Here is a 17,648-nt window from a genome sequence, read left to right as displayed (position 1 = left end):
GCCGGCATGGAACCCGCATGGCAGAAAGGGAGACCGCCATCACCGATGACGGTCTCCCTTTCCGATGCGGACCAGTCCGGAGAATCCACGTTCTTGACGCGTTCTCCTTACGGGCAGGTGTCCAACGGGATGGCTTCGCTGACGTTGAACGGTGCACGCGCATCAAACATCAGCGGAATGAGGGTCTTGGCAGGCTGGGCCATGGTGACAACGGCTCCGTCCCTGTTCCTCTTCCAAGTGATGCCGTGCAGCTCCAGGACCGGACGCAGATCAGTCAACTGAGCGGCGGAGAGCTGGTAACCGCACATCGGGTGGGGCTCTGCACCTTCAGGGGTGGTGGGCAGCATGTCATCCTGGCCGTCGAAGTACACAACCCCGGAGCGTTCGGCACCGGCCTGGGCAGCCTTGCTCGCGGCATCAGCTGATGCCTGCGCCAGGGTTTGCCGGTTCTCGATGAGCATCGAGACCGATCCCACGGCGCTGTCATACTGACCCACAACGCGGCGCCGGTTAAGCAGCGTCACGTCGCTTTCTTCCTCCGGGGTTACAGCATCGCCGGCGGTTTCGGTCAGCTGGCCCGTGATGTGCTGGAGGCCGGCGTAGTTACGGAGGATCCTGCCCTGCCCGTCGCCGGCGATCTGCTGGAAGGGAACACCGTCCTTGACCAGTTGCCCGTAGATGCCCGTGGTGTAGCCGTCGGACGCGACCTGCGCCAGGGAGTAGTCGTTCACCATGGTCTGGGAGAGACCATGAATCTGCGGATCTACGTTGCGGTTGCGCGGCCACAAAGCCAGCACCTGTGAGTCATAAAACTCCCGTGGGCCGAATTCGTGCAGGTCATTGAGGACATCAGGCTTCCAGTCACGCATGACCTTGGCCAGTGCGCGGGCTTCGGGTGTGGCGAGGGCAAGGAAATCGCGGTTGATATCAACACCGGCAGCATTGCCGCGGGTGTCGGCCTGCCACCCATCAGGATTAATGGTGGTGAACAGTACCGTGGTTTCTTTCAGCAGACGGATCCAGGACGGATTTGTTGTAGTGGACATGTCCCGTGCCAGTTGCATGCAGCCTTCCCGGCCGGAAGGCTCATTGCCGTGAATGGAGCAGTTGAAAAGAATCACGGATCCCTTAGCAGCCTCGGAAACGGGTTTGGGCTCCGGATATCCGACCGACACCATTTGAATCGGTTGTTTGGCCCCCGAGGTTCCGATCCTTTCCACCTTGACCCGTGGACTGCTGTCGTCGAGCCGCTGGTTGAAATTCCGGGCTTCAGCCACCGACGTCCACGCGGCGCCGTTGCTGATCTCGAACGGTGTCCTGAGGTCCTGGGCCTTCGCGGCCGTTGCCCGGACCGAGGTGTCCTGGACGCTGGTGGGTGCTTCCTCCAAGGTCCTTTTCAGCTCATCTGCGGATGTATCCGACAGGGATGCAACACTGGCTACGGTCCGCGGCACGGCAGATGTTACCGGTGCATGTCCGGAGGTGAGCAGGGCGCCTGTTATTGAGGTGACGCAAATTAATATCGCTGAGCGTTTGAAATGCATACGATTATCCCCTTTGCGAGTGATGCCATCGCATTCGCAAACGGTGAGTGCACCGTGCCATGCGATGCCCTCAACCTGCCATAACGCCGAAACTGTTGTGCAGGATTGCTGACTAAAAGACGAATCAGCAGGTTCAACGTGGCGCCGGAGGCCGCTTCGGATTACTGTTCCGGTTTGGCGCCGGAAATCCGCACACCAAGCCGCGGCAGCGCCGGCCGTGATGTCAGAGCAGGGCTAGGAGGGCGTATTACAGTGCTTGACGGGTCAGATGAAGCTGAGGGAACTGTCCGTCTCTTTGTGGGGTATGGGGATTCCCCTGTCTGGGTCCCAGGGGGGCCAATGAAATATCCAGATACCAACCTGAGTGTGGAACTCACGTCAGATCTGGCTGCTTGGGAGGAAGACTATTACGCAGGCAGAGCCAGCGAGAAGAGCGAAGGCCCTGCCAGCCACACCGCCAGAGGACGCGAGCTGGCCGAAAGACTGTCAGCGGAGCTGGGGTGGCGCTTTTCTGTCTCTGTCGACAGCGGAGGTCAGCGGGAACAGGTCCTTATCCGCAGCAGCAGGCCTGCCGCGAATCCGAAGGCTGAACAGGCCTTTGCAGCGCGATTCTCTGAGGAGGCGGCTGAGGCTGAGCGGCTGCGCCACGAGGACCTGGAGGCTTATGCGCCGAACTCTAAACAGGTGTTTGCCAGAGGAGGCAGGAAGAAAGGGCGCTAGGGCCTGCCCATCCAGGCACCGGTGCGGCACCAAAGCACAGCATGCATCAGTGGTCCTTCACGGAGCTGTCACCTCATTTGCCGGCGGTCACCTCACTGAGGAAAGCCGGATCAGCAAATGTCAGATCAGCCCGGCCGACCAGCGCAGCCTCAGGCTCTCCTCCAGCTCCTGTTCCGCGATCTTCCGGCCAATCTCCGCCAGCTGTTCGTGAAGCAGCGGAATCCACCTGTTCTCCACGGCGCGCTGCCGGGTACGGGTGGCCACCAGTTCACGGGACACCAGCAGCAGGGCCCGTTCGGCGCTCGCCGCCGCCACGGCTGCCTGCAGGGCATCACGATGCGCGGAGGCGGCGTAGGCGAGGGCTGAACTTCCGCCGGTCGGCTCGGGAACGGGCAGGACGCAGTCAGCACCCCGGGGATAGGAAATGCCCATGGCCCCTCCCCACCGCACCTGCACGGTTGCGGGCACATCCGGTGCGGCTTCGCTGATCCGGTCCGAGCCGTCGAGACCGGCAGCCCGCTGCAGCCACACCGCCGCCAGGGCTGCCTGCTCCTCCCAGGCCAGCCGTGCGGCGTCGGCCTCGCCCTGCAGGCCGTCAATGGCGCGCTGCAGGATGCGCTGTTTGCGGTCCAGCAGTTCGGCTCCGCGGGTGGCGGTGGCCAGGCGTCGTTCAATGTCGGCCTTGTCCGCCCGGCTGCCGCTGCTGCGGAACCCGCTCACGACGCGTCCGCGCTCACCGGGCACCGCCCCCGGGCCCGGGCAGGTACTTGTCCAGGAACTCGTTGGACAGCATGCTCAGCTCCCGGCGCGGCAGCAGCGACAGTGCCCGCCAGGCCCGGTCCATGGTTTCCTCGAAGGTCCGCAGCTCGTCCCGGCCCTGATTCAGCAGGTCGTGCTCCACCACGTTGCGGAACTCGATGTAGGCATTGTCGGTTTCACTCAGTGCTGCCGTTCCCACCAGCTCGGCCAGTTCCGCTGCGGACCGTGCGCGGGCCATGGCGGAGAGGATCTGCGCCGCGACGTCCAGATGGTCTTCCCGGGTGCGGCCCTTTCCGGCGCCGCTGCGCATCAGGCGGGACAGAGAGGAGAGCTCATCGACCGGAGGATAGATGCCGCGCGCGTCGATATCCGGTTCCAGGACAATCTGCCCTTCGGTGATGTATCCGGTGAGGTCCGGAACGGGATGAGTGATGTCCCCGGCAGGCATGGTGAGCACCGGGACAATGGTGACGGAACCTTCCCTGCCCTGCACCCGGCCGCAGCGCTCATACAGCGTAGCCAGGTCGCTGTAGAGATAACCCGGATAACCCCGGCGGGCAGGGATTTCCCGGCGGGCGGCGGAGACTTCGCGGACGGCTTCGGCGTAGCTGGTCATGTCCGACATGATCACCAGCACGTCGGAGTCATGGTCATAGGCCAGGGATTCGGCCACGGTCAGGGCAATCCGGGGAGTCAGGATGCGCTCGATCACCGGATCATCCGCCGCATTCAGCAACAGCACCAGCTCCCCGGCAGCGGAGCGTTCCTCCAGCCGGTCGCGGATGAAGGCGATGTCCGCGTGCGTCATTCCCATGGCCGCGAACACCACGCGGAACGCCCGGCCCGCGGAGGTGGCCGCCTGGGCTGCGATCTGGGTAGCCAGGGTCAGGTGCGGCAGGCCCGGTACGGAGAAGATGGGGAGCTTTTGTCCGCGCACCAGCGTGGTCAGGGCATCGATCGCGGAGATCCCCGTGATGACCGGATCCTTGGGCGGTTCACGGAAGACCGGGTTCAACGGCCAGCCGCCCACGGGGGCCGAGGTTTCCGCGGTAACCGGCGGACCGCCGTCGAGCGGCTCACCGCGTCCGTTGCACACCCTGCCCAGCCAGCCGGTGCCGGTGGGAACTGCCAGCGGCCGCCCGGAGAAACGGACCTCGATGCCGCCCAGGGACATGCCCTCGGTGCCTTCCAGGATCTGCAGCGTGGTCTCATCCCCGTCCACTTCCAGCACCAGCCCGTGGCGGTCCGGCTGCCCTGCCACGGAAACGGCGGCGAACTCGTCCCAGCCCACTCCGGCGGCGTCGCCCAGGACCAGCAGGGGCCCGCGCAGTTCCCGCACACCGCTGTGGCCCACCCGGGGGACTGCAGTGCCGTCAGGTTCCGCCATGTGCGCCTCCAGGTGTGTTTGCGGCCGTTTCTGCCGGCCCGTCCAGCTGCTGCAGTTCACTCAGGAATGCGCGTCCCCGGGCCACGACGCCGTCGGCATCGGTGGGACCGGTGTCCTCGCGCAGCCTCAAAATCGGCGTGAAGTCAACGCGTTCGACGTCGGCGGGCGGCACCCCGCGCGCCACCAGGGCCTGGCAGACGTCCACCACCTCCAGCACAATCTGCAGCAGGGCGGAGCCCTTTTCGGCGGAGGAGTAGCCGTCATTGGGGCTGAGTGCGTTCTGCAGCAGGACACCGTCGCGGATCAGCCGCCCGCCCAGCAGCACCATCTGCTCATGCCCGGGCAGGGAAGCGGTGCCGATGATGTCCGCCAGCGCGGTCAGCCGGTCCGCTTCGGATAGCAGCAGGGTGGCAGAGGCACGCCGCTGGGCCCAGAGCGGATCCCCGTGTGCTGCGTGCCAGAGGGCCAGCGCCTCCGCATCCCGGGAGAAGGAACCGCGCCAGCTGACGGCAGGGTAATGCCGGGAATAGGCCAGATCACGGTCCAGCACCCAGAGGGAACGCACAAAACGCTGGGTGTCGGTGGTCACCGGTTCGCTCATGTCTCCGCCGGGAGGGGAGACCGCACCAATGATGGTGACCGACGCCGTCGCCCCGCCCAGGGTGCGCACCCGCGCCGCCCGCTCGTAGAACGCCGCAAGCTCACTGGCCAGGGAAGCGGGATAGCCTTCTTCGGCGGGGAGGTCTCCGTTGCGGTTGGCGAATTCGCGCAGGGCTTCGGCCCAGCGGGAGGTGGAGTCGGCAATGACCACGGCGTCGTACCCCATGTCCCGGAAGAACTCGGCCACCGTGACCCCGGTGGCAATGGAGGCTTCGCGCGCCATCATGGGCATGTTGGACGTGTTGGCAATGATCACTGTCCGGTCTATGAGCTTGCCGCCGGTCCGGGGGTCCTCCAGATCGGAGAGCCCGTCCAGCACATCCGCCATCTCGTTGCCGCGCTCCCCGCAGCCCACGTAGACAATGACATCGGCGTCGGACCATTTGGCGATCTGCTGCAGGGTCAGGGTCTTGCCCGTTCCAAAGCCGCCCGGCACAGCTGCTGCGGAACCGCGGGGGAGGGGAAAGAGCAGATCGAGCACGCGCTGGCCCGTCTGCAGCGGCACGGCCTCACTCAGGCGCTCGCCGAAGGGCCGCGGGCTGTGCACGGGCCACTGCTGCGCGAGCGGCACGTCCACTCCGCCTACCCTGGCTACGGGATCCAGCGGACGCACCGGGCCGTCGGCCAGCCACTGGACTTCCCCGCCAAGGCTGGGCGGCAGCAGGACCCGGAACTCCACCGTGCCCGCGGACGGCACCGTGCCCAGGACCTGCCCCGGCTGTACAGTGTCACCCACGGAGACCGACGGCGTGAACCCCCACTCGGTTCCCAGTACGGTTGGGTCTTCTGCTGATGCCTGACGATCCTGGGTCAGCCACAGGGGTGCGGAGGACAGCGGCCGGAGCAAACCGTCAAACACCGTCCCCAGCAGCCCCGGCCCCAGCAAACCGGAGAGCTGGCGGCCGGTGCGTTCCACGGCATCACCGGCTTTGAGCCCGCCGGTGTACTCGTACGCCTGAAGGGTTGCATCCGCACCGTTGATGGCAACGGCCTGGGCGGAAATCCGCTCAGGCCCCACGGCAACAACTTCCAGCATGGAAAGCCCCGGCAGCCCGGTAACCTCCACGAGGGGACCGCTGACCCGCGTGATCGTCCCCGCCGCGGCCGCGGAGCTGCTGCCCGAAGCGCTCACTCCTCGGTCCATAACCGGCTCACCTCCCCGGCACGGTTCTCCAAGGCCTGTTCGGCCAGCGCCGGCAGCGACAAATCCACATGCCGGGAACCGGCCGATCCGGTCACACCGCCTTTGTAGCTCTCCGTCACCGAAGCCAGCGGCCCCAGGATTGCGTCCGCCCGCTCGGTCAGGAGCCGGAGCATCCGGGGATAGCGGGGGTCGCTGCGCAGCTGGCTTGCTTGTTCCATGACGCTGCGGATGAGTTCGGTGCGCAGCGCTTCCTGCTGTGCCAGGACCGTGCGGCGTGCCTGCCGGCGGACGCGTGCCGATCGTCCGGCTGCTTCAGTGCGTGCTGCCTCGCTGCCCTGGCGCACGGCTTCCTGCCGGATGTGTTCTGCCTCTGCCCGGGCCGAGGCGAGAATGTCGGCGCTTTGCCGCCGGGCGTCATCGGCCTCGCCCCGGGCCTGCTTTTCGGCACCGCGGCGCAGGGCGTAACGCACCGGTTCCAAAGCGGCATCAGATCCCGCCGGCAACCGGCTCATCAGGGCAGCACCGCTGACAGGGGTGCTGCCGGGTCATCGCGTTCCAACGCCAACACGTCTGCAGCCGCCGGTGTCAGGATGACGACCGCCACCGTGTCCGGCAGGCTGCTCCACGCGGCGTGCACCTGGACAGCATCCGACGCCGGATACAGGACGGCGCCGGCCAGCTGAAAGCCCTGAAGCAGCGCCGGTTCCCCGAGCGCGGCCACCGTGCCGGGGCTGGTCACGCCTGCCCAATCAGGATGATGGAAATGATCAGGCCGTAGATGGCGATGCCTTCGGCCAGGCCCACCACCACCATCGCCCGCCCGAAGATCTCAGGGCGTTCACTCATGGCGGCCAGGGCAGCGGAGCCGGTGTAGGCCACGGCAATGGCAGCACCAATCGAGGAGCCGGCGACGGCGATCGCGGCCCCGATCAGCGCGGCACCGCTGCTGTCGCTTCCCTCAGTGGCCGCAGCGACGGCGGTGGACGCGGCGCCGCCGTCGCCCACCCCTGCGGAGGCCGGGGCGGCATTCAACGCGGCGGCGAACAGGGCCAGGGCTCCGGCCATGAGCAGCGCGTTCACGCCGAGCAGCGCCTTGATGCCGGTGCGCCGGTTGCGGCGCATCAGCATCACTGCTCCGGCCATCAGCGCTATGACGAGGACGAGGACCAGCGGAAGGCCGGCAAACCAGGGATTCATGGGAGGTGCCTTTCAGCCGGAGACGGGGAAGCTTGCGGTGCCTGTACTGGTGGGGCGGAGCCCGCCGGGGAGGACGCCCCCGGCTGTTCGCCGGTGTCGGGATGCCACGGCTGGAAACGTCGGCCCTCGTCCTGGAAGACACGGGAGAAGAGCTCGTAGTACTCCAGCCGCAGGGCCTGGATGCCGGCCACCAGCCCTTCCAGCGCGAAGGTCAGAATGTTGCCGAAGATGAACACCAGGATGGCCAAAACCGCCCGCCAGTCCGGTGCCCAGAGAGCTGTGGTTGCCTGCCACACCACCATCAGGAGGGCGGCGTGGGTGAGGCCAAAGGCCGCCAGGCGGGCGAAGGACACCAGGTTGGAGCCGAGCTGCACCACGGTGTCCACCAGCTCGACGCTGGCCTGCAGCCCGCCCGTCGCTCCGCCTCCGGACTCGGTGAAGAGGCCAATGAACATGAGCACCAGGGCAATCAGTGCGGCCACGGCCGCAATGACGAGGATGCCCGGATTGGAGGCCAGCAGCCCCCACGCCAGCAGGCCGACTGCAGCGAACAACAGTGCTCCGGCCAGTCCGGAGCGGGCGTACAGTGCATAGGCCCAGCCGCCCTCACGCACCCGGTTGATGGTGCCCAGGGTGTAGGAGCCGGCCAGCAGGACTGCGCCCAGCACCACGGCCGCGATCATCAGCGGGATCGGTTCTTCCAGGGGCTCCAGCCAGAGCACCGGGATCACGCCGGTGGGTCCGAAAAACTCGCCGTAGAGGAAGCCGAAGAAGACGGCGGCTGCCCCGGCCCCGGTAATGAACAGCCAGGTCCGGCGGAACCGTTCCAGCCACGGCACCTTCAGGAACCGGATCAGCAGTCCGGCAATCACCAGCAGGGCGCCCTGCCCGGCGTCGCCGAACATCACGCCGAACATCACCACGTAGGCGACTCCGGCGATGCGGGCCGGGTCGAGGTCTGCGTACGGAACGGTGGTGTAGGTGTCCACGAGCAGGCGGGACAGCACCGGCACCTGGCGGCGTTTTCTGTCGTCGCCGGTCAGGAGGGTGGGCGGCTGCACGCCGCGCGGGCGCCGGAGCACGACGGCGGAGGCTCCGTGCGGTTCCAGCGCCGCCTGCAGTCCCGGCAGTTCGCGGGACGGCGACCAGCCCACCAGGGCCGCTACCGGGCCGTGGATGACGGCGGCTTCCGCTGCCCGGTCGATCTCCTCCGGGCCTGTTCCTGCCTCGTAGGGCAGGTCGAGTTCCACTGCATCGGTGCGCGCCACATCCGCCAGCATGCTGCGCCGTGCCTCCAGCGGCGCCACCAGGGCAACGCGCTCCATCCGCACAGGGCTAAGGGTTTCACGCCACGGCATTGAGCACCTCACTGGATCCGGCATTCACGGCGGCGGCAGCGAGCGCGGCCCTCACCCGCCAGGCGTCCACTGCCAGCACGGCCATGGCGCCCAGCACGACGTCCGGCCCCGGCAGCCCGGCACGGAGCAGGTGAAAACCGTCCGCTTCAACGCGCGTGGCCAGAGCCGCCTCAGCCCGCCACAGGTCCATGGGCTCTGCCACTGGTTCCAGCACCCGGGCAGCTGCCGGCGGCAGGGAAGCGCGCAGGGCCTCGGGGGTATCGGCACCCGTCCATCCGGTTCCGGTCAGCGGGCGCAGCAGAGTCAGCAGCCGCTGGTCCGGGGAAGTCCCGTTCACCAGGACCAGACGGGCACAGAGCAGCGCTCCGGCCGAGGCTGCCCACGGCCGGACTTCAGCGGCTTCGGCGGCCAGCCGCCGGAGCCAGACAACGGTCAGCACGTCTGCCAGGGCGGATTCGGTCCCGGGATCACCCCAGGGCGAAGCAGAGAGGATCAGCCGAAGTTCCTGCTCGGAGCCCGCCGTCCGGAGCCGCGGCCACGCCGTGGCCAGCCCGCCGAGATCAAAGAACTGCTGGTCCCGATTCCCTGCGGCAGCGTTCCGGTCGCCGCCGGGCATGGTTACGGGCGTTGTATCGCCGTCGTGCCGGCCCCCGGCAGGTGCACCCGCACCCGGCACCGCCTGCCCGCGGCGCCGGCGCACATCCAGGGCAACGATGTTGTCCGCCTCAAACGCTGCCGCCGCCGCGCGGACAAGCCGTGCTCCGCCGGCGGGAAGCCAGCCCGCCATGACACGCAGCTGCCACAACACCGTCCGGCGGGTGGCAACGTCCGCTTCCGGCAGCGTTCGTGCCGCGCGCAGCTCGTTGCTGTAGGAACTGTCGGAGAGGCGCTCGAGGCCGGCCTGCAGATTGGGTGCTGCGGCAACAAACCGGCAGGTTCCTGCTCCGGCCCGGCGCTGAGCCATGGAGCGTGCACGCACTGATGCCGCCACCCAGTCGGATCTCATCGCCGGACATCCCTCATGCGCAGGTACCTTTCAGTGGCTGTTCCCCGTGAGTCATATGGTGCTGTTCTCCGCCCCTGCACCTGACGCGGAGCCCAACAGGTCCCGCACCAAGTCGGCCACAATCACCGCTGCCAGCTGCGGCACCCGTGATTCTCCCCGCCGCTTGAGTTCGGTGGCTTCTTCACCGGCGCGCCGCAGCATCTCCTCATCCGCGGCCTCGGCTTCCCGGGAGAGCGTTGCGGCAGCCTCTGCACGCACTGCTCCGGCTTCCATGCGGGCATTTTCCACCATGGCTGCCGCCTCCTCGCGGGCCTGTTGCACAGTCTGCGCTGCCCGCCTCGACGCGTCTGTTGTCAGTGCTTCGGTTTCACGGACAGTGGGATCCAATGCCTCAAAAACCGGGATGAGTTCCGCCTCAGGGCCCTGATTATCCGTGGCCGGAACTCCGGCCGGCCCCGCCGGCCCCGGGGCACCCACAGGACGGAACCGGTCCAGCAAGCTGTTGCGTGCCATCAGGGCACCTCCTGGGAAGCAGTTGTGCTGGTGTTGCGGATTCAGCCGCCGGTTTGTCCGCCGGAACCCCCGGCGCCGTCTTCTGTTGCTTGAGCCTCGGACGCTTCGCCGTGCTGCACAATGTCCCCGTCGGTGAAGAGGATGCCGCGGGCGATTTCCCGCCACAGCGGTGTCCTTCGCAGCAGGAATTCGAGTTCCATGCTGAAATGCTTGAATTCCTCGCCCAGGGAGTCCTGCATGATGGCCCGTGATTCCGCGTCGGGCTCCACTGCCATGCGCTGCACATACCAGCCGATGGCCTCGGCTTCTTCGCTCAGGCTGGCGCACATCCGCGCAAAGGTCCTGGTTTCGGCGGGAAGTTCAGACGGCGGCTCGTGGTACTGCTCTGTTCCCATGATGATCTCCTGGTGCGGCCCGGTTCAGGCGCGTGTCCGGGGTGGAGAAGAGCCCGCAGAGTACGGCACTCTTCCGATGCATCCCCCGTGGTTGCCTGTTATCCGAGGTTAGGGTGGGCCCTGCAGGGAAACAATGGCGCGGGCCCGGGGCCGTCCGGCGGCATGCAAAAAGGCCCGGATGCGCTGATGGGTACAGGGCGTCCGGGCCTTTGATCCGGTCGGAATCCTCCGGTTTGTCAAAGGGCGGGTTCTGAAATGAGCCGGCCGGAAAGCACGGAAATGCTATGCGAGACGTCCATAGGCCGAGGCGAAGTGCACAAGCGGGTCGGCCTCGTCGTCGGCCGAAGCACGGCGGCCCATCGCCACCACTTCACCCACCACCAACTGATGCGTGGCCGCCGTCGTCACCTGGGTGGTGCGGACTTCAAACCAGGCAATGCAGCCCTCGATTACGGCCGCGCCCGTGACGGGTCCGCGGCCGTAGTCCACCTGGTTGAGCAGGCCTTCCAGCGGAGACCCGGGGCTGGCCAGCCAATTTGCTGTGCCGCGCTGGCGGGCGGAGAGCAGGCTCAGCGCCCACGTGCCGCTGTCCACCACCGCCTCGGCGATCCGTGACTCGGCGTACAGGCTGACCAGCAGTGTTGGCGGATCGTAGGAAACCGAAAGGAAACCGCTGACGGTGGCCGCGTAATCCCGTCCGCGCAGCCGGGTGGAGACAACAGCCACGCCGGAGGCAATATCGGCGCTGAGCAGCCGGTAGCTGTCGATGGCCTCATCGGACACTTCCGGGGAGGGCACCAGCTCTCCCCGGAAGACGCCGTGTTCCACCGTGCTAGTTGGCGTTGTCGCCGGAAGCTGAATCCGCGGGAACCAGCTTCACGGACACGGAGTTGATGCAGAAGCGCTGATCGGTGGGCGTATCAAAGCCTTCGCCTTCAAAGAGGTGCCCCATGTGTGAGTCACAGTTCGCGCAGCGGACCTCAATCCGGTCCATGCCCATGCTGCGGTCATGAAGGTAGCGGACCTTGCCTTCGGACAGCGGGGCGAAGAAGGACGGCCAGCCGCAGTGTGAGTCGAATTTCTCGCTTGAGGTAAACAGTTCGCTTCCGCAGGCGCGGCACTGGTATACGCCGGCAGTCTTGGTATCCCAGTATTCGCCGGTGTAGGGGCGTTCGGTTCCGGCCTTGCGCAGGACCTGATATTCCTCGGGGGTCAGTTCCTCACGCCATTGATCGTCGGTCTTTTGTACGGGCACGGTGCCGGTGGTGTCTTCAGTCATACTCGCGTCAACGCTTAAGAGTCGCCAATAAATCCCGAACCGGAGTAGAGATGCAGCACCGGCACTCCCAGACGGTCCTGCGCCTCATTGGCCCAGTCGGTGCGGAAAGTGTCTTCCACCGCGTGCGGCGTGGTGATGACCACCACCTGCTGCGCATTGGAGGCTTTGGCCGCGGTGACCACGGCCTGGACCGGGTCCTCTCCGGTCACAGAGCCGGTGGCATCCAGGCCTGATGACGCGAGCAGCTTCAGTGACTCGGCCAGCTCCACTTCCGCCGCCTTGGTTTCCTGGTCCTTTGTGGGCTTTTCACCCGTCAGGCCGCGGAGTGCTGCGGAGAAATCCAGCAGGCTCAGGTTGTCCAGGACATCCACCAGCAGATTGCGTCCGGTATCAGCCGGCACCAGCACCTCGAACCGGGCCGGGTTGTCCTGGATCAGATACCGCAGGTTGGAGATGTCCACGTCATTAAGGGACTCTTCGGTCAGCACCACGATTGTTGCTCTCATGCGGCCAGCTTAGTACTACCCCGGACATTGCAGATGCCGTCAGCGCATCCAGCCCGCAGCGGACCCTGAATCGTGTGCCATACGCAATTACGGGCTGGTTTTGAAATCTGTGGGGCAGGAAAAGGAATTTCGGAAAATGCTTGTTGTTCCAAATCTTCAAAACGTAGACTCGGTGCCTGCCGCCGTTGGAACGGCTATCCCGAAAGTGGAAGCGAGCAAATACCTTGTCGATTAACGCCGCCGCGAAAGAGCATCAGGCCACGAACGGGGAACAGGAACGGGAACGGAGACTGGCCCCGGAATTCGTGGAGGCACTCAGCAAGGGCTTCACCGCGGATCCGCGGCAGGTGCGCGCGCAGAACGCGGTGACAGCCGTCCCGGTCAATGATGTGGCCCTCAACCGGAGCCGTCTGCTCACGGTTCCCAGGACCGTGTCCCACCGGCTGGATGACTGGGATGCGGCTGACCAGAAGAAAAGCGGCCGTTGCTGGCTCTTTGCCGCACTGAACCTTCTTCGCGCAGACGCGCGGAAGAAACTGTCTGTCAAGAACTTCGAATTCAGCCAGAACCATGCCATGTACTGGGACAAGCTGGAGCGGGCCAACAGCTTCTTGGAGGACATGATCACGCTCGCGGACCGACGCCCCGATGACCGGCTGCTGTCCTTTCTGCTGGGTGACGTCATGAACGACGGCGGTCAGTGGAACATGGCAGTCAGCGTGTTCAAGAAGCACGGCGTGGTGCCGAAGGAAGTCATGCCCGAGACGGAGTCATCCTCCAACACCTCCGCCATGAACCAGTCGCTGAGGAGCTACCTGCGGAAGGAAGCACGCGTGTTGCGCGACGTTGTTGCCTCGGGCGCAGGACCTGCTGAGGTGGCCGCCCACAAGGAGCGGATCCTGAAGGATTTCCATGCCATCCTGACCATTCATCTGGGTACGCCGCCGCAGGAATTTGAATGGGCCTGGAATGATGACAACAAGGAATACCACAATGCGGGATCCTTCACTCCGCAGGAATTCCTGACGGAGTTTACCGAAATTTCCCTGGATGAATACGTCTGCCTGGTTGATGATCCGCGTCCGGAGCATCCCAAAAACGCCCCGCTGACCGTGGCTCATCTGGGCAATGTGCTCGGTGGAGATCCGGTGCTTTACCTCAATGCCGATATTGCCGTCATGCGGGAGCTGACGGCGGCAGCGATCGCCGGCGGCGAGCCCGTGTGGTTCGGCTGTGACGTCTCACCGCAGATGTCCGGCAAAGACGGTGTGTGGGCGGGGGACCTCTTCGACTATTCCGGGGTTTACGGAGTGGACATGGTCTCCACGAAGGAAGACCGGGTGCGGTACCGGGATTCTGCGATGACCCACGCGATGCTGTTCACGGGTGTCGATCTGGTGGACGGAAAGCCGCGCCGCTGGCGGGTCGAAAATTCCTGGGGCACCGAAAAGTTCGACAAGGGCTTCTGCACCATGGATGATTCCTGGTTCGAGGAGTACGTCTTTGAAGTCGTCGTGCATCAATCCCGGCTGACCGGCCCGTTGAAGGCTGCGTTGTCGGAAGAGCCGCTGGTTCTGCCGGCCTGGGACCCGATGGGGGCGCTTGCCTGATCCGCGGACGAGGCAAATGACGGCCGTGCGCCGGAGTATCGGTGTGTCGCCGGTGACAGTTGGGTGCCGGGCGGCACGGGCGCGCTGCATTGCATTAATCCATCGGTAAGAATGGAGGTATGCCTCTCTCCATCCCTTCGCTTCCGTTCCCGGCTGTTACCGATGTTCCCGCACCCCAACCCGCGTCCGGGCTTTCCGCTCCGTGGATTAAATGGACGGCTTTCGGTGCGGGGGTGGGCGGGGCGGCAACAGCGGCGCTGTTGGCTGCGACGTCGGGGCTGGGCGTCTACTTTGCCCGGCAGGTAGTCACTCCGCGCCGTACCCGTGATGCCAATTTGGAGATCCTGGCGGTCTTCGATTCGGAGCACGGGAAGCAGATCATTCTGCCGGCCAATGAGGACACCACCGTGGACGGCACCTACAGCCTGTATTTCGACGGCGGCAAGGGCCATGCGCGGATCGGAGCCATCCGCTCCTACGTTCCCCGCGAAGGAACGGTGCAGCGCGACGTCGAGGAAATCTACAGCGGCGACCTCGCCAAAGCCCTGCGTGGCTGGTGGAGCGGTGCCATCTACCCGTCTCCGTCCGCCGTCGGCCTCGCCGAGGAGGAAGTTCAGGTTCCCGTGGACGGCGGCCTGGCACCTGCCTGGCTGGTGCGTGCGGATCCCGACGCCGCCACCTGGGCCATCATGGTCCACGGCCGCGGTGCCCAGCGGACCGAGTGCCTGCGCGCCGTGCGCACTGCCCGCGAGGCCGGGCTGACCAGTCTGCTCATTTCCTACCGGAACGACGGCGAAGCTCCCTACACATCGGACGGCCGGTACGGTTTGGGGCTGACCGAATGGCACGACGTCGAAGCAGCGATCCGGTATGCCCTGAACCACGGTGCCAGGGACGTTGTCCTCTTCGGCTGGTCCATGGGCGGTGCCGTCAGCCTCCAGGCTGCCGACCGTTCTCCGCTGCGCCGGCACATCCGCGCACTGGTGCTGGACGGTCCTGTCATCAACTGGCTCGATGTGCTCAGCCACCACGCCCGCCTCAACCGCATTCCGGTGCAGTCCGGACGGCTGGGCCAGTGGCTGATCTCGAATCCCGCCGGCCGTGCCCTCACCGGTCTTGCCGCGCCGCTGGACCTCAAGAGCATGGACTGGGTTTCAAGGGCCGAGGAGATCCGGATTCCCACCCTGATCCTGCATAGCGAGGATGACGAGTTTGTGCCGTCCGGTCCCTCGGCCGAGCTGGCAGAGAAGAATCCCGGCGTGGTGACGTTCGAGCGGTTCTCGAAGGCCGGCCACACCAAGGAGTACAACGTGGATCCCGAGCGCTGGGAAACCACGGTCCTGGTCTGGCTCAACAACGTCCTGGGCCGTACCCGGCATCCTGCGGCGCGTCGGCTGGATGCGGAAGGCTAAGCAGGGTCCCGGCTTCCTGAAGTGCCGTACGCCTAGGACGGCTGCGCTGCGATCGGGGCGGTCAGGGCCTGCGTGAGCCGGATGAGGTCAAAAGGAGACAGGCCGATCTGCAAGCCACGCCTGCCGCCGGACACGTACACGGTGTCCAGCAGCTCCACCCGGTTGTCGATCCCGGCGGGAGATGAGCGCTTCTGCCCCAGCGGGGAAATGCCTCCGACCACGTATCCGGTGCGTTTCTCCGCCTCGTGCCGGTCCGCCATCACGGCCTTGCGCGCACCCATGAGGGACGCGAACTTCTTCAGGTCCAGGTTCAGCGCCACGGGCACCATGGCTACCGCCAGGCGGCCGCCCAAGTCCACCATCAGCGTTTTGTAGACGGTTTCGGGCGGCAGGCCCAGCTTTTCGGCGGCTTCCAGCCCATAGGACGGGGCACCGGCCTCATGCTCGTAGTGGCGGACCGTGTACGGAATCTTCTGGTCGTCCAGCAGCTGTGTGGCCGGCGTGGCGCCCTTGCCTGAATGCTTGTCCCGGTTCCCTGCCATGGCTGAGGCCCTCCTGGGTTAGTAGGGGTGCTTTATGCCTGTGCCGGCTTCTCGCTGTCCGTGAGGCGCCGCTTGATCCTGCCAAGCATGGCGGACATTCCGCGCATCCGCAGCGGCGTGATGGCGCGTGTCAGGCCGAGCCGGTCGGGAACATCCGCCGGAACCGCGAGGATCTCCGCGGCCGGCAGGCCGTTGAGTCCTTCATGCAGGACGCTGGCGAACCCGCGCGTGGTCGGTGCTTCCCGCGGTGCCGAGAAGTAGAGCTGGACGCGGCGCTCGGGGGAGTCATCCACCTCGATCGTCAGGAACAGCGGTGACTGGCATTCCACGACCTGTTCGAGCAGCTCGGGCCGGTCGGCAAGGTGCTCGGGAAGGGCCGGGAGGGTCCGCGAGAACTCCAGCAGCAGCTCGAGCCGCTCTGCTTCTTCCAAGGCCTGGAAGTCCTCGATGATTTCCGCAAGCTGCGCGGGGACGGTGGTGGGTGTTGTGGTGCTCATGTGCTTCGGCTTTCCGCTGTGGCGCTGGTCTGCTGGTTGGTTGGAGGTGCGGGTTAGCGTGTGGCCGGTGCTTCGCCGGGAGCTTCACCCTTGACGATGGGAACGCGGACTGCGTTGCCCCATTCGGTCCAGGATCCGTCGTAGTTGCGAACGGAATCAAAGCCGAGGAGGTGCTTGAGGACAAACCAAGTATGACTGGAACGCTCACCGATCCGACAGTAGGCAACGACGTCGTCGCCCTCCCGAAGGCCCGCCTGGTCCTGGTACAGCGCCTCCAGCTCGGCACGGGTGCGGAAGGTTCCGTCCTCTGCGGCGGCCTTGCCCCAGGGCACGGAAGCTGCGGTGGGAATGTGTCCGCCCTTCATGGCACCCTCGTCCATGTAATCGGGCATGTGGGTGCGGTCGCCGGTGTACTCCGCGGGGGAGCGGACATCGATCAGCGGCCCCTTGCCCAAGTGTGCCAGGACGTCCGGCAGGTAGGCGCGGATGGGCGCGTCGTTGCGTTCGACGACGGGGTAGTCGGTGCGCGGCACCTCGGGCTTGTCCTCGGTCAGTTCGCGGCCTTCGGCGATCCACTTGTCCCGGCCGCCGTCGAGCAGACGGACGTCCTCATGGCCAAACAGCGTGAAGACCCAGAGGGCATAGGCGGCCCACCAGTTGCTCTTGTCTCCGTAGATGACCACGGTGGAATCGTGCGAAATACCCTTGCGGGACATCAGATCAGCGAAGGCCGCACCGTCCACGAAGTCGCGGGTATCGGCGTCGTTCAGGTCGGTGTGCCAGTCGATTTTCCGTGCACCCGGAATGTGGCCAGTGTCGTACAGCAGGATGTCTTCATTGGATTCCAAAACCACCAGGCCGTCGGAGCCGAGGTTTTCGGCCAGCCACTCAGTGGACACGAGCCGTTCGGGGTGGGCGTATTCGGAGAACTTGGATGCGGTGTCAGGGGCAATCGACATGTACGGGCGCCTCTTTCGGTGTCGGATTGTCTATTGCCGAACGCAAAAGCGGCGGCACGGGCTTACCTCTAGCCTAACGATGTAAACCCGTGAAAACTTCCTCAGTGTCTGCGGCCGGCCTTCAAAGGAAGATCAGAGAAGCTGCCTGCGGAGTTTACTG

General features: G+C 65.7%; 20 protein-coding genes. 3 read left to right on the top strand and 17 right to left on the bottom strand.

What is annotated here, in order from left to right:
- Nucleotides 1–107: 107 nt before the first annotated feature.
- Nucleotides 108–1,388: a M14 family zinc carboxypeptidase gene (locus ACIQXM_RS14330; RefSeq protein ID WP_400932633.1), complete on the bottom strand. Its 1,281-nt coding sequence runs from the start codon at nt 1,386–1,388 to the stop codon at nt 108–110.
- Nucleotides 1,389–1,883: 495 nt separating this feature from the next.
- Between ACIQXM_RS14330 and ACIQXM_RS14325 the strand changes: the two genes are divergently transcribed.
- Nucleotides 1,884–2,264 (top strand): hypothetical protein, encoded by a 381-nt coding sequence (locus tag ACIQXM_RS14325; RefSeq protein WP_400932631.1) that lies wholly within the window; start codon nt 1,884–1,886, stop codon nt 2,262–2,264.
- Between the two features lie 120 nt (nt 2,265–2,384).
- Here ACIQXM_RS14325 and ACIQXM_RS14320 read toward each other — a convergent pair whose 3' ends face one another.
- The 13 genes from ACIQXM_RS14320 to ACIQXM_RS14260 all read right to left on the bottom strand — a co-directional run bounded on the left by ACIQXM_RS14320 (nt 2,385) and on the right by ACIQXM_RS14260 (nt 12,468).
- Nucleotides 2,385–2,984: a V-type ATP synthase subunit D gene (locus ACIQXM_RS14320; RefSeq protein ID WP_400932629.1), complete on the bottom strand. Its 600-nt coding sequence runs from the start codon at nt 2,982–2,984 to the stop codon at nt 2,385–2,387.
- A 13-nt stretch (nt 2,985–2,997) separates the two neighbouring features.
- A complete protein-coding gene (locus tag ACIQXM_RS14315; protein ID WP_400932627.1) occupies nt 2,998–4,410 on the bottom strand; it encodes a V-type ATP synthase subunit B in 1,413 nt (470 codons plus the stop codon).
- A complete protein-coding gene (locus ACIQXM_RS14310) occupies nt 4,397–6,202 on the bottom strand; it encodes a V-type ATP synthase subunit A (RefSeq protein WP_400932625.1) in 1,806 nt (601 codons plus the stop codon). Before ACIQXM_RS14310 ends, ACIQXM_RS14315 begins: the two co-directional genes overlap by 14 nt.
- Complete coding sequence (locus ACIQXM_RS14305; RefSeq protein WP_400932623.1) at nt 6,199–6,726, bottom strand: hypothetical protein; 528 nt, start codon at nt 6,724–6,726, stop codon at nt 6,199–6,201. Before ACIQXM_RS14305 ends, ACIQXM_RS14310 begins: the two co-directional genes overlap by 4 nt.
- A complete protein-coding gene (locus tag ACIQXM_RS14300) occupies nt 6,726–6,953 on the bottom strand; it encodes a hypothetical protein (protein WP_400932621.1) in 228 nt (75 codons plus the stop codon). Before ACIQXM_RS14300 ends, ACIQXM_RS14305 begins: the two co-directional genes overlap by 1 nt.
- Entirely contained in the window at nt 6,950–7,411 is a 462-nt protein-coding gene (locus ACIQXM_RS14295; protein ID WP_400932619.1) for a hypothetical protein, read from the bottom strand. Before ACIQXM_RS14295 ends, ACIQXM_RS14300 begins: the two co-directional genes overlap by 4 nt.
- A complete protein-coding gene (locus ACIQXM_RS14290; RefSeq protein WP_400932617.1) occupies nt 7,408–8,769 on the bottom strand; it encodes a V-type ATPase 116kDa subunit family protein in 1,362 nt (453 codons plus the stop codon). The genes ACIQXM_RS14295 and ACIQXM_RS14290 overlap by 4 nt, the downstream gene beginning before the upstream one ends.
- Complete coding sequence (locus ACIQXM_RS14285) at nt 8,756–9,775, bottom strand: hypothetical protein (protein ID WP_400932615.1); 1,020 nt, start codon at nt 9,773–9,775, stop codon at nt 8,756–8,758. Before ACIQXM_RS14285 ends, ACIQXM_RS14290 begins: the two co-directional genes overlap by 14 nt.
- Nucleotides 9,776–9,826: 51 nt before the next feature.
- A complete protein-coding gene (locus ACIQXM_RS14280; RefSeq protein WP_400932613.1) occupies nt 9,827–10,288 on the bottom strand; it encodes a hypothetical protein in 462 nt (153 codons plus the stop codon).
- A 41-nt stretch (nt 10,289–10,329) separates the two neighbouring features.
- Nucleotides 10,330–10,683 carry a hypothetical protein gene (locus tag ACIQXM_RS14275; RefSeq protein WP_400932611.1) on the bottom strand — a complete coding sequence of 118 codons (354 nt, stop codon included), beginning with the start codon at nt 10,681–10,683 and terminating at the stop codon, nt 10,330–10,332.
- A 282-nt stretch (nt 10,684–10,965) separates the two neighbouring features.
- Nucleotides 10,966–11,481 carry a flavin reductase family protein gene (locus ACIQXM_RS14270; RefSeq protein ID WP_400932609.1) on the bottom strand — a complete coding sequence of 172 codons (516 nt, stop codon included), beginning with the start codon at nt 11,479–11,481 and terminating at the stop codon, nt 10,966–10,968.
- Between the two features lie 34 nt (nt 11,482–11,515).
- Nucleotides 11,516–11,962, bottom strand: a complete 447-nt coding sequence (gene msrB / locus ACIQXM_RS14265) for a peptide-methionine (R)-S-oxide reductase MsrB (RefSeq protein WP_400932607.1) — start codon at nt 11,960–11,962, stop codon at nt 11,516–11,518.
- 14 nt (nt 11,963–11,976) lie between these two features.
- A complete protein-coding gene (locus ACIQXM_RS14260) occupies nt 11,977–12,468 on the bottom strand; it encodes a hypothetical protein (RefSeq protein ID WP_400932605.1) in 492 nt (163 codons plus the stop codon).
- Nucleotides 12,469–12,692: 224 nt separating this feature from the next.
- Between ACIQXM_RS14260 and ACIQXM_RS14255 the strand changes: the two genes are divergently transcribed.
- On the top strand, nt 12,693–14,078 hold the full coding sequence (locus tag ACIQXM_RS14255) for an aminopeptidase C (RefSeq protein WP_400932603.1): 1,386 nt from the start codon (nt 12,693–12,695) through the stop codon (nt 14,076–14,078).
- A gap of 119 nt (nt 14,079–14,197) precedes the next feature.
- Nucleotides 14,198–15,490 carry an alpha/beta hydrolase family protein gene (locus tag ACIQXM_RS14250; RefSeq protein WP_400932601.1) on the top strand — a complete coding sequence of 431 codons (1,293 nt, stop codon included), beginning with the start codon at nt 14,198–14,200 and terminating at the stop codon, nt 15,488–15,490.
- 32 nt (nt 15,491–15,522) lie between these two features.
- Here ACIQXM_RS14250 and ybaK read toward each other — a convergent pair whose 3' ends face one another.
- Genes ybaK through ACIQXM_RS14235 form a run of 3 tightly spaced genes read right to left on the bottom strand, consistent with a single transcriptional unit; the run spans nt 15,523 to nt 17,488 of the window.
- A complete protein-coding gene (gene ybaK / locus ACIQXM_RS14245) occupies nt 15,523–16,032 on the bottom strand; it encodes a Cys-tRNA(Pro) deacylase (RefSeq protein ID WP_400932599.1) in 510 nt (169 codons plus the stop codon).
- A gap of 32 nt (nt 16,033–16,064) precedes the next feature.
- Nucleotides 16,065–16,529 (bottom strand): SufE family protein, encoded by a 465-nt coding sequence (locus tag ACIQXM_RS14240; RefSeq protein WP_400932597.1) that lies wholly within the window; start codon nt 16,527–16,529, stop codon nt 16,065–16,067.
- Between the two features lie 53 nt (nt 16,530–16,582).
- On the bottom strand, nt 16,583–17,488 hold the full coding sequence (locus ACIQXM_RS14235) for a sulfurtransferase (protein WP_400932595.1): 906 nt from the start codon (nt 17,486–17,488) through the stop codon (nt 16,583–16,585).
- Between the last annotated feature and the right edge of the window lie 160 nt (nt 17,489–17,648).

It is taken from the genome of Arthrobacter sp. NPDC097144, assembly GCF_044762205.1.
In the GTDB taxonomy this organism is placed as follows: Bacteria; Actinomycetota; Actinomycetes; order Actinomycetales; family Micrococcaceae; genus Arthrobacter_B.
The sequence above is the reverse complement of the archived record's forward strand: the minus strand, read 5'-3'. Positions and strand labels throughout refer to the sequence as shown.

Coding starts and splice junctions, on each gene's coding strand:
- ACIQXM_RS14295 (WP_400932619.1), bottom strand. CDS start 7,411: ATGAATCCCTGGTTTGCCGGCCTTCCGCTGGTCCTCGTCCTCGTCATA.
- ACIQXM_RS14250 (WP_400932601.1), top strand. CDS start 14,198: ATGCCTCTCTCCATCCCTTCGCTTCCGTTCCCGGCTGTTACCGATGTT.
- ACIQXM_RS14260 (WP_400932605.1), bottom strand. CDS start 12,468: ATGAGAGCAACAATCGTGGTGCTGACCGAAGAGTCCCTTAATGACGTG.
- ACIQXM_RS14275 (WP_400932611.1), bottom strand. CDS start 10,683: ATGGGAACAGAGCAGTACCACGAGCCGCCGTCTGAACTTCCCGCCGAA.
- ACIQXM_RS14305 (WP_400932623.1), bottom strand. CDS start 6,726: ATGAGCCGGTTGCCGGCGGGATCTGATGCCGCTTTGGAACCGGTGCGT.
- ACIQXM_RS14290 (WP_400932617.1), bottom strand. CDS start 8,769: ATGCCGTGGCGTGAAACCCTTAGCCCTGTGCGGATGGAGCGCGTTGCC.
- ACIQXM_RS14285 (WP_400932615.1), bottom strand. CDS start 9,775: ATGAGATCCGACTGGGTGGCGGCATCAGTGCGTGCACGCTCCATGGCT.
- ACIQXM_RS14240 (WP_400932597.1), bottom strand. CDS start 16,529: ATGAGCACCACAACACCCACCACCGTCCCCGCGCAGCTTGCGGAAATC.
- ACIQXM_RS14235 (WP_400932595.1), bottom strand. CDS start 17,488: ATGTCGATTGCCCCTGACACCGCATCCAAGTTCTCCGAATACGCCCAC.
- ACIQXM_RS14315 (WP_400932627.1), bottom strand. CDS start 4,410: ATGGCGGAACCTGACGGCACTGCAGTCCCCCGGGTGGGCCACAGCGGT.
- ACIQXM_RS14325 (WP_400932631.1), top strand. CDS start 1,884: ATGAAATATCCAGATACCAACCTGAGTGTGGAACTCACGTCAGATCTG.
- ACIQXM_RS14280 (WP_400932613.1), bottom strand. CDS start 10,288: ATGGCACGCAACAGCTTGCTGGACCGGTTCCGTCCTGTGGGTGCCCCG.
- ybaK (WP_400932599.1), bottom strand. CDS start 16,032: ATGGCAGGGAACCGGGACAAGCATTCAGGCAAGGGCGCCACGCCGGCC.
- msrB (WP_400932607.1), bottom strand. CDS start 11,962: ATGACTGAAGACACCACCGGCACCGTGCCCGTACAAAAGACCGACGAT.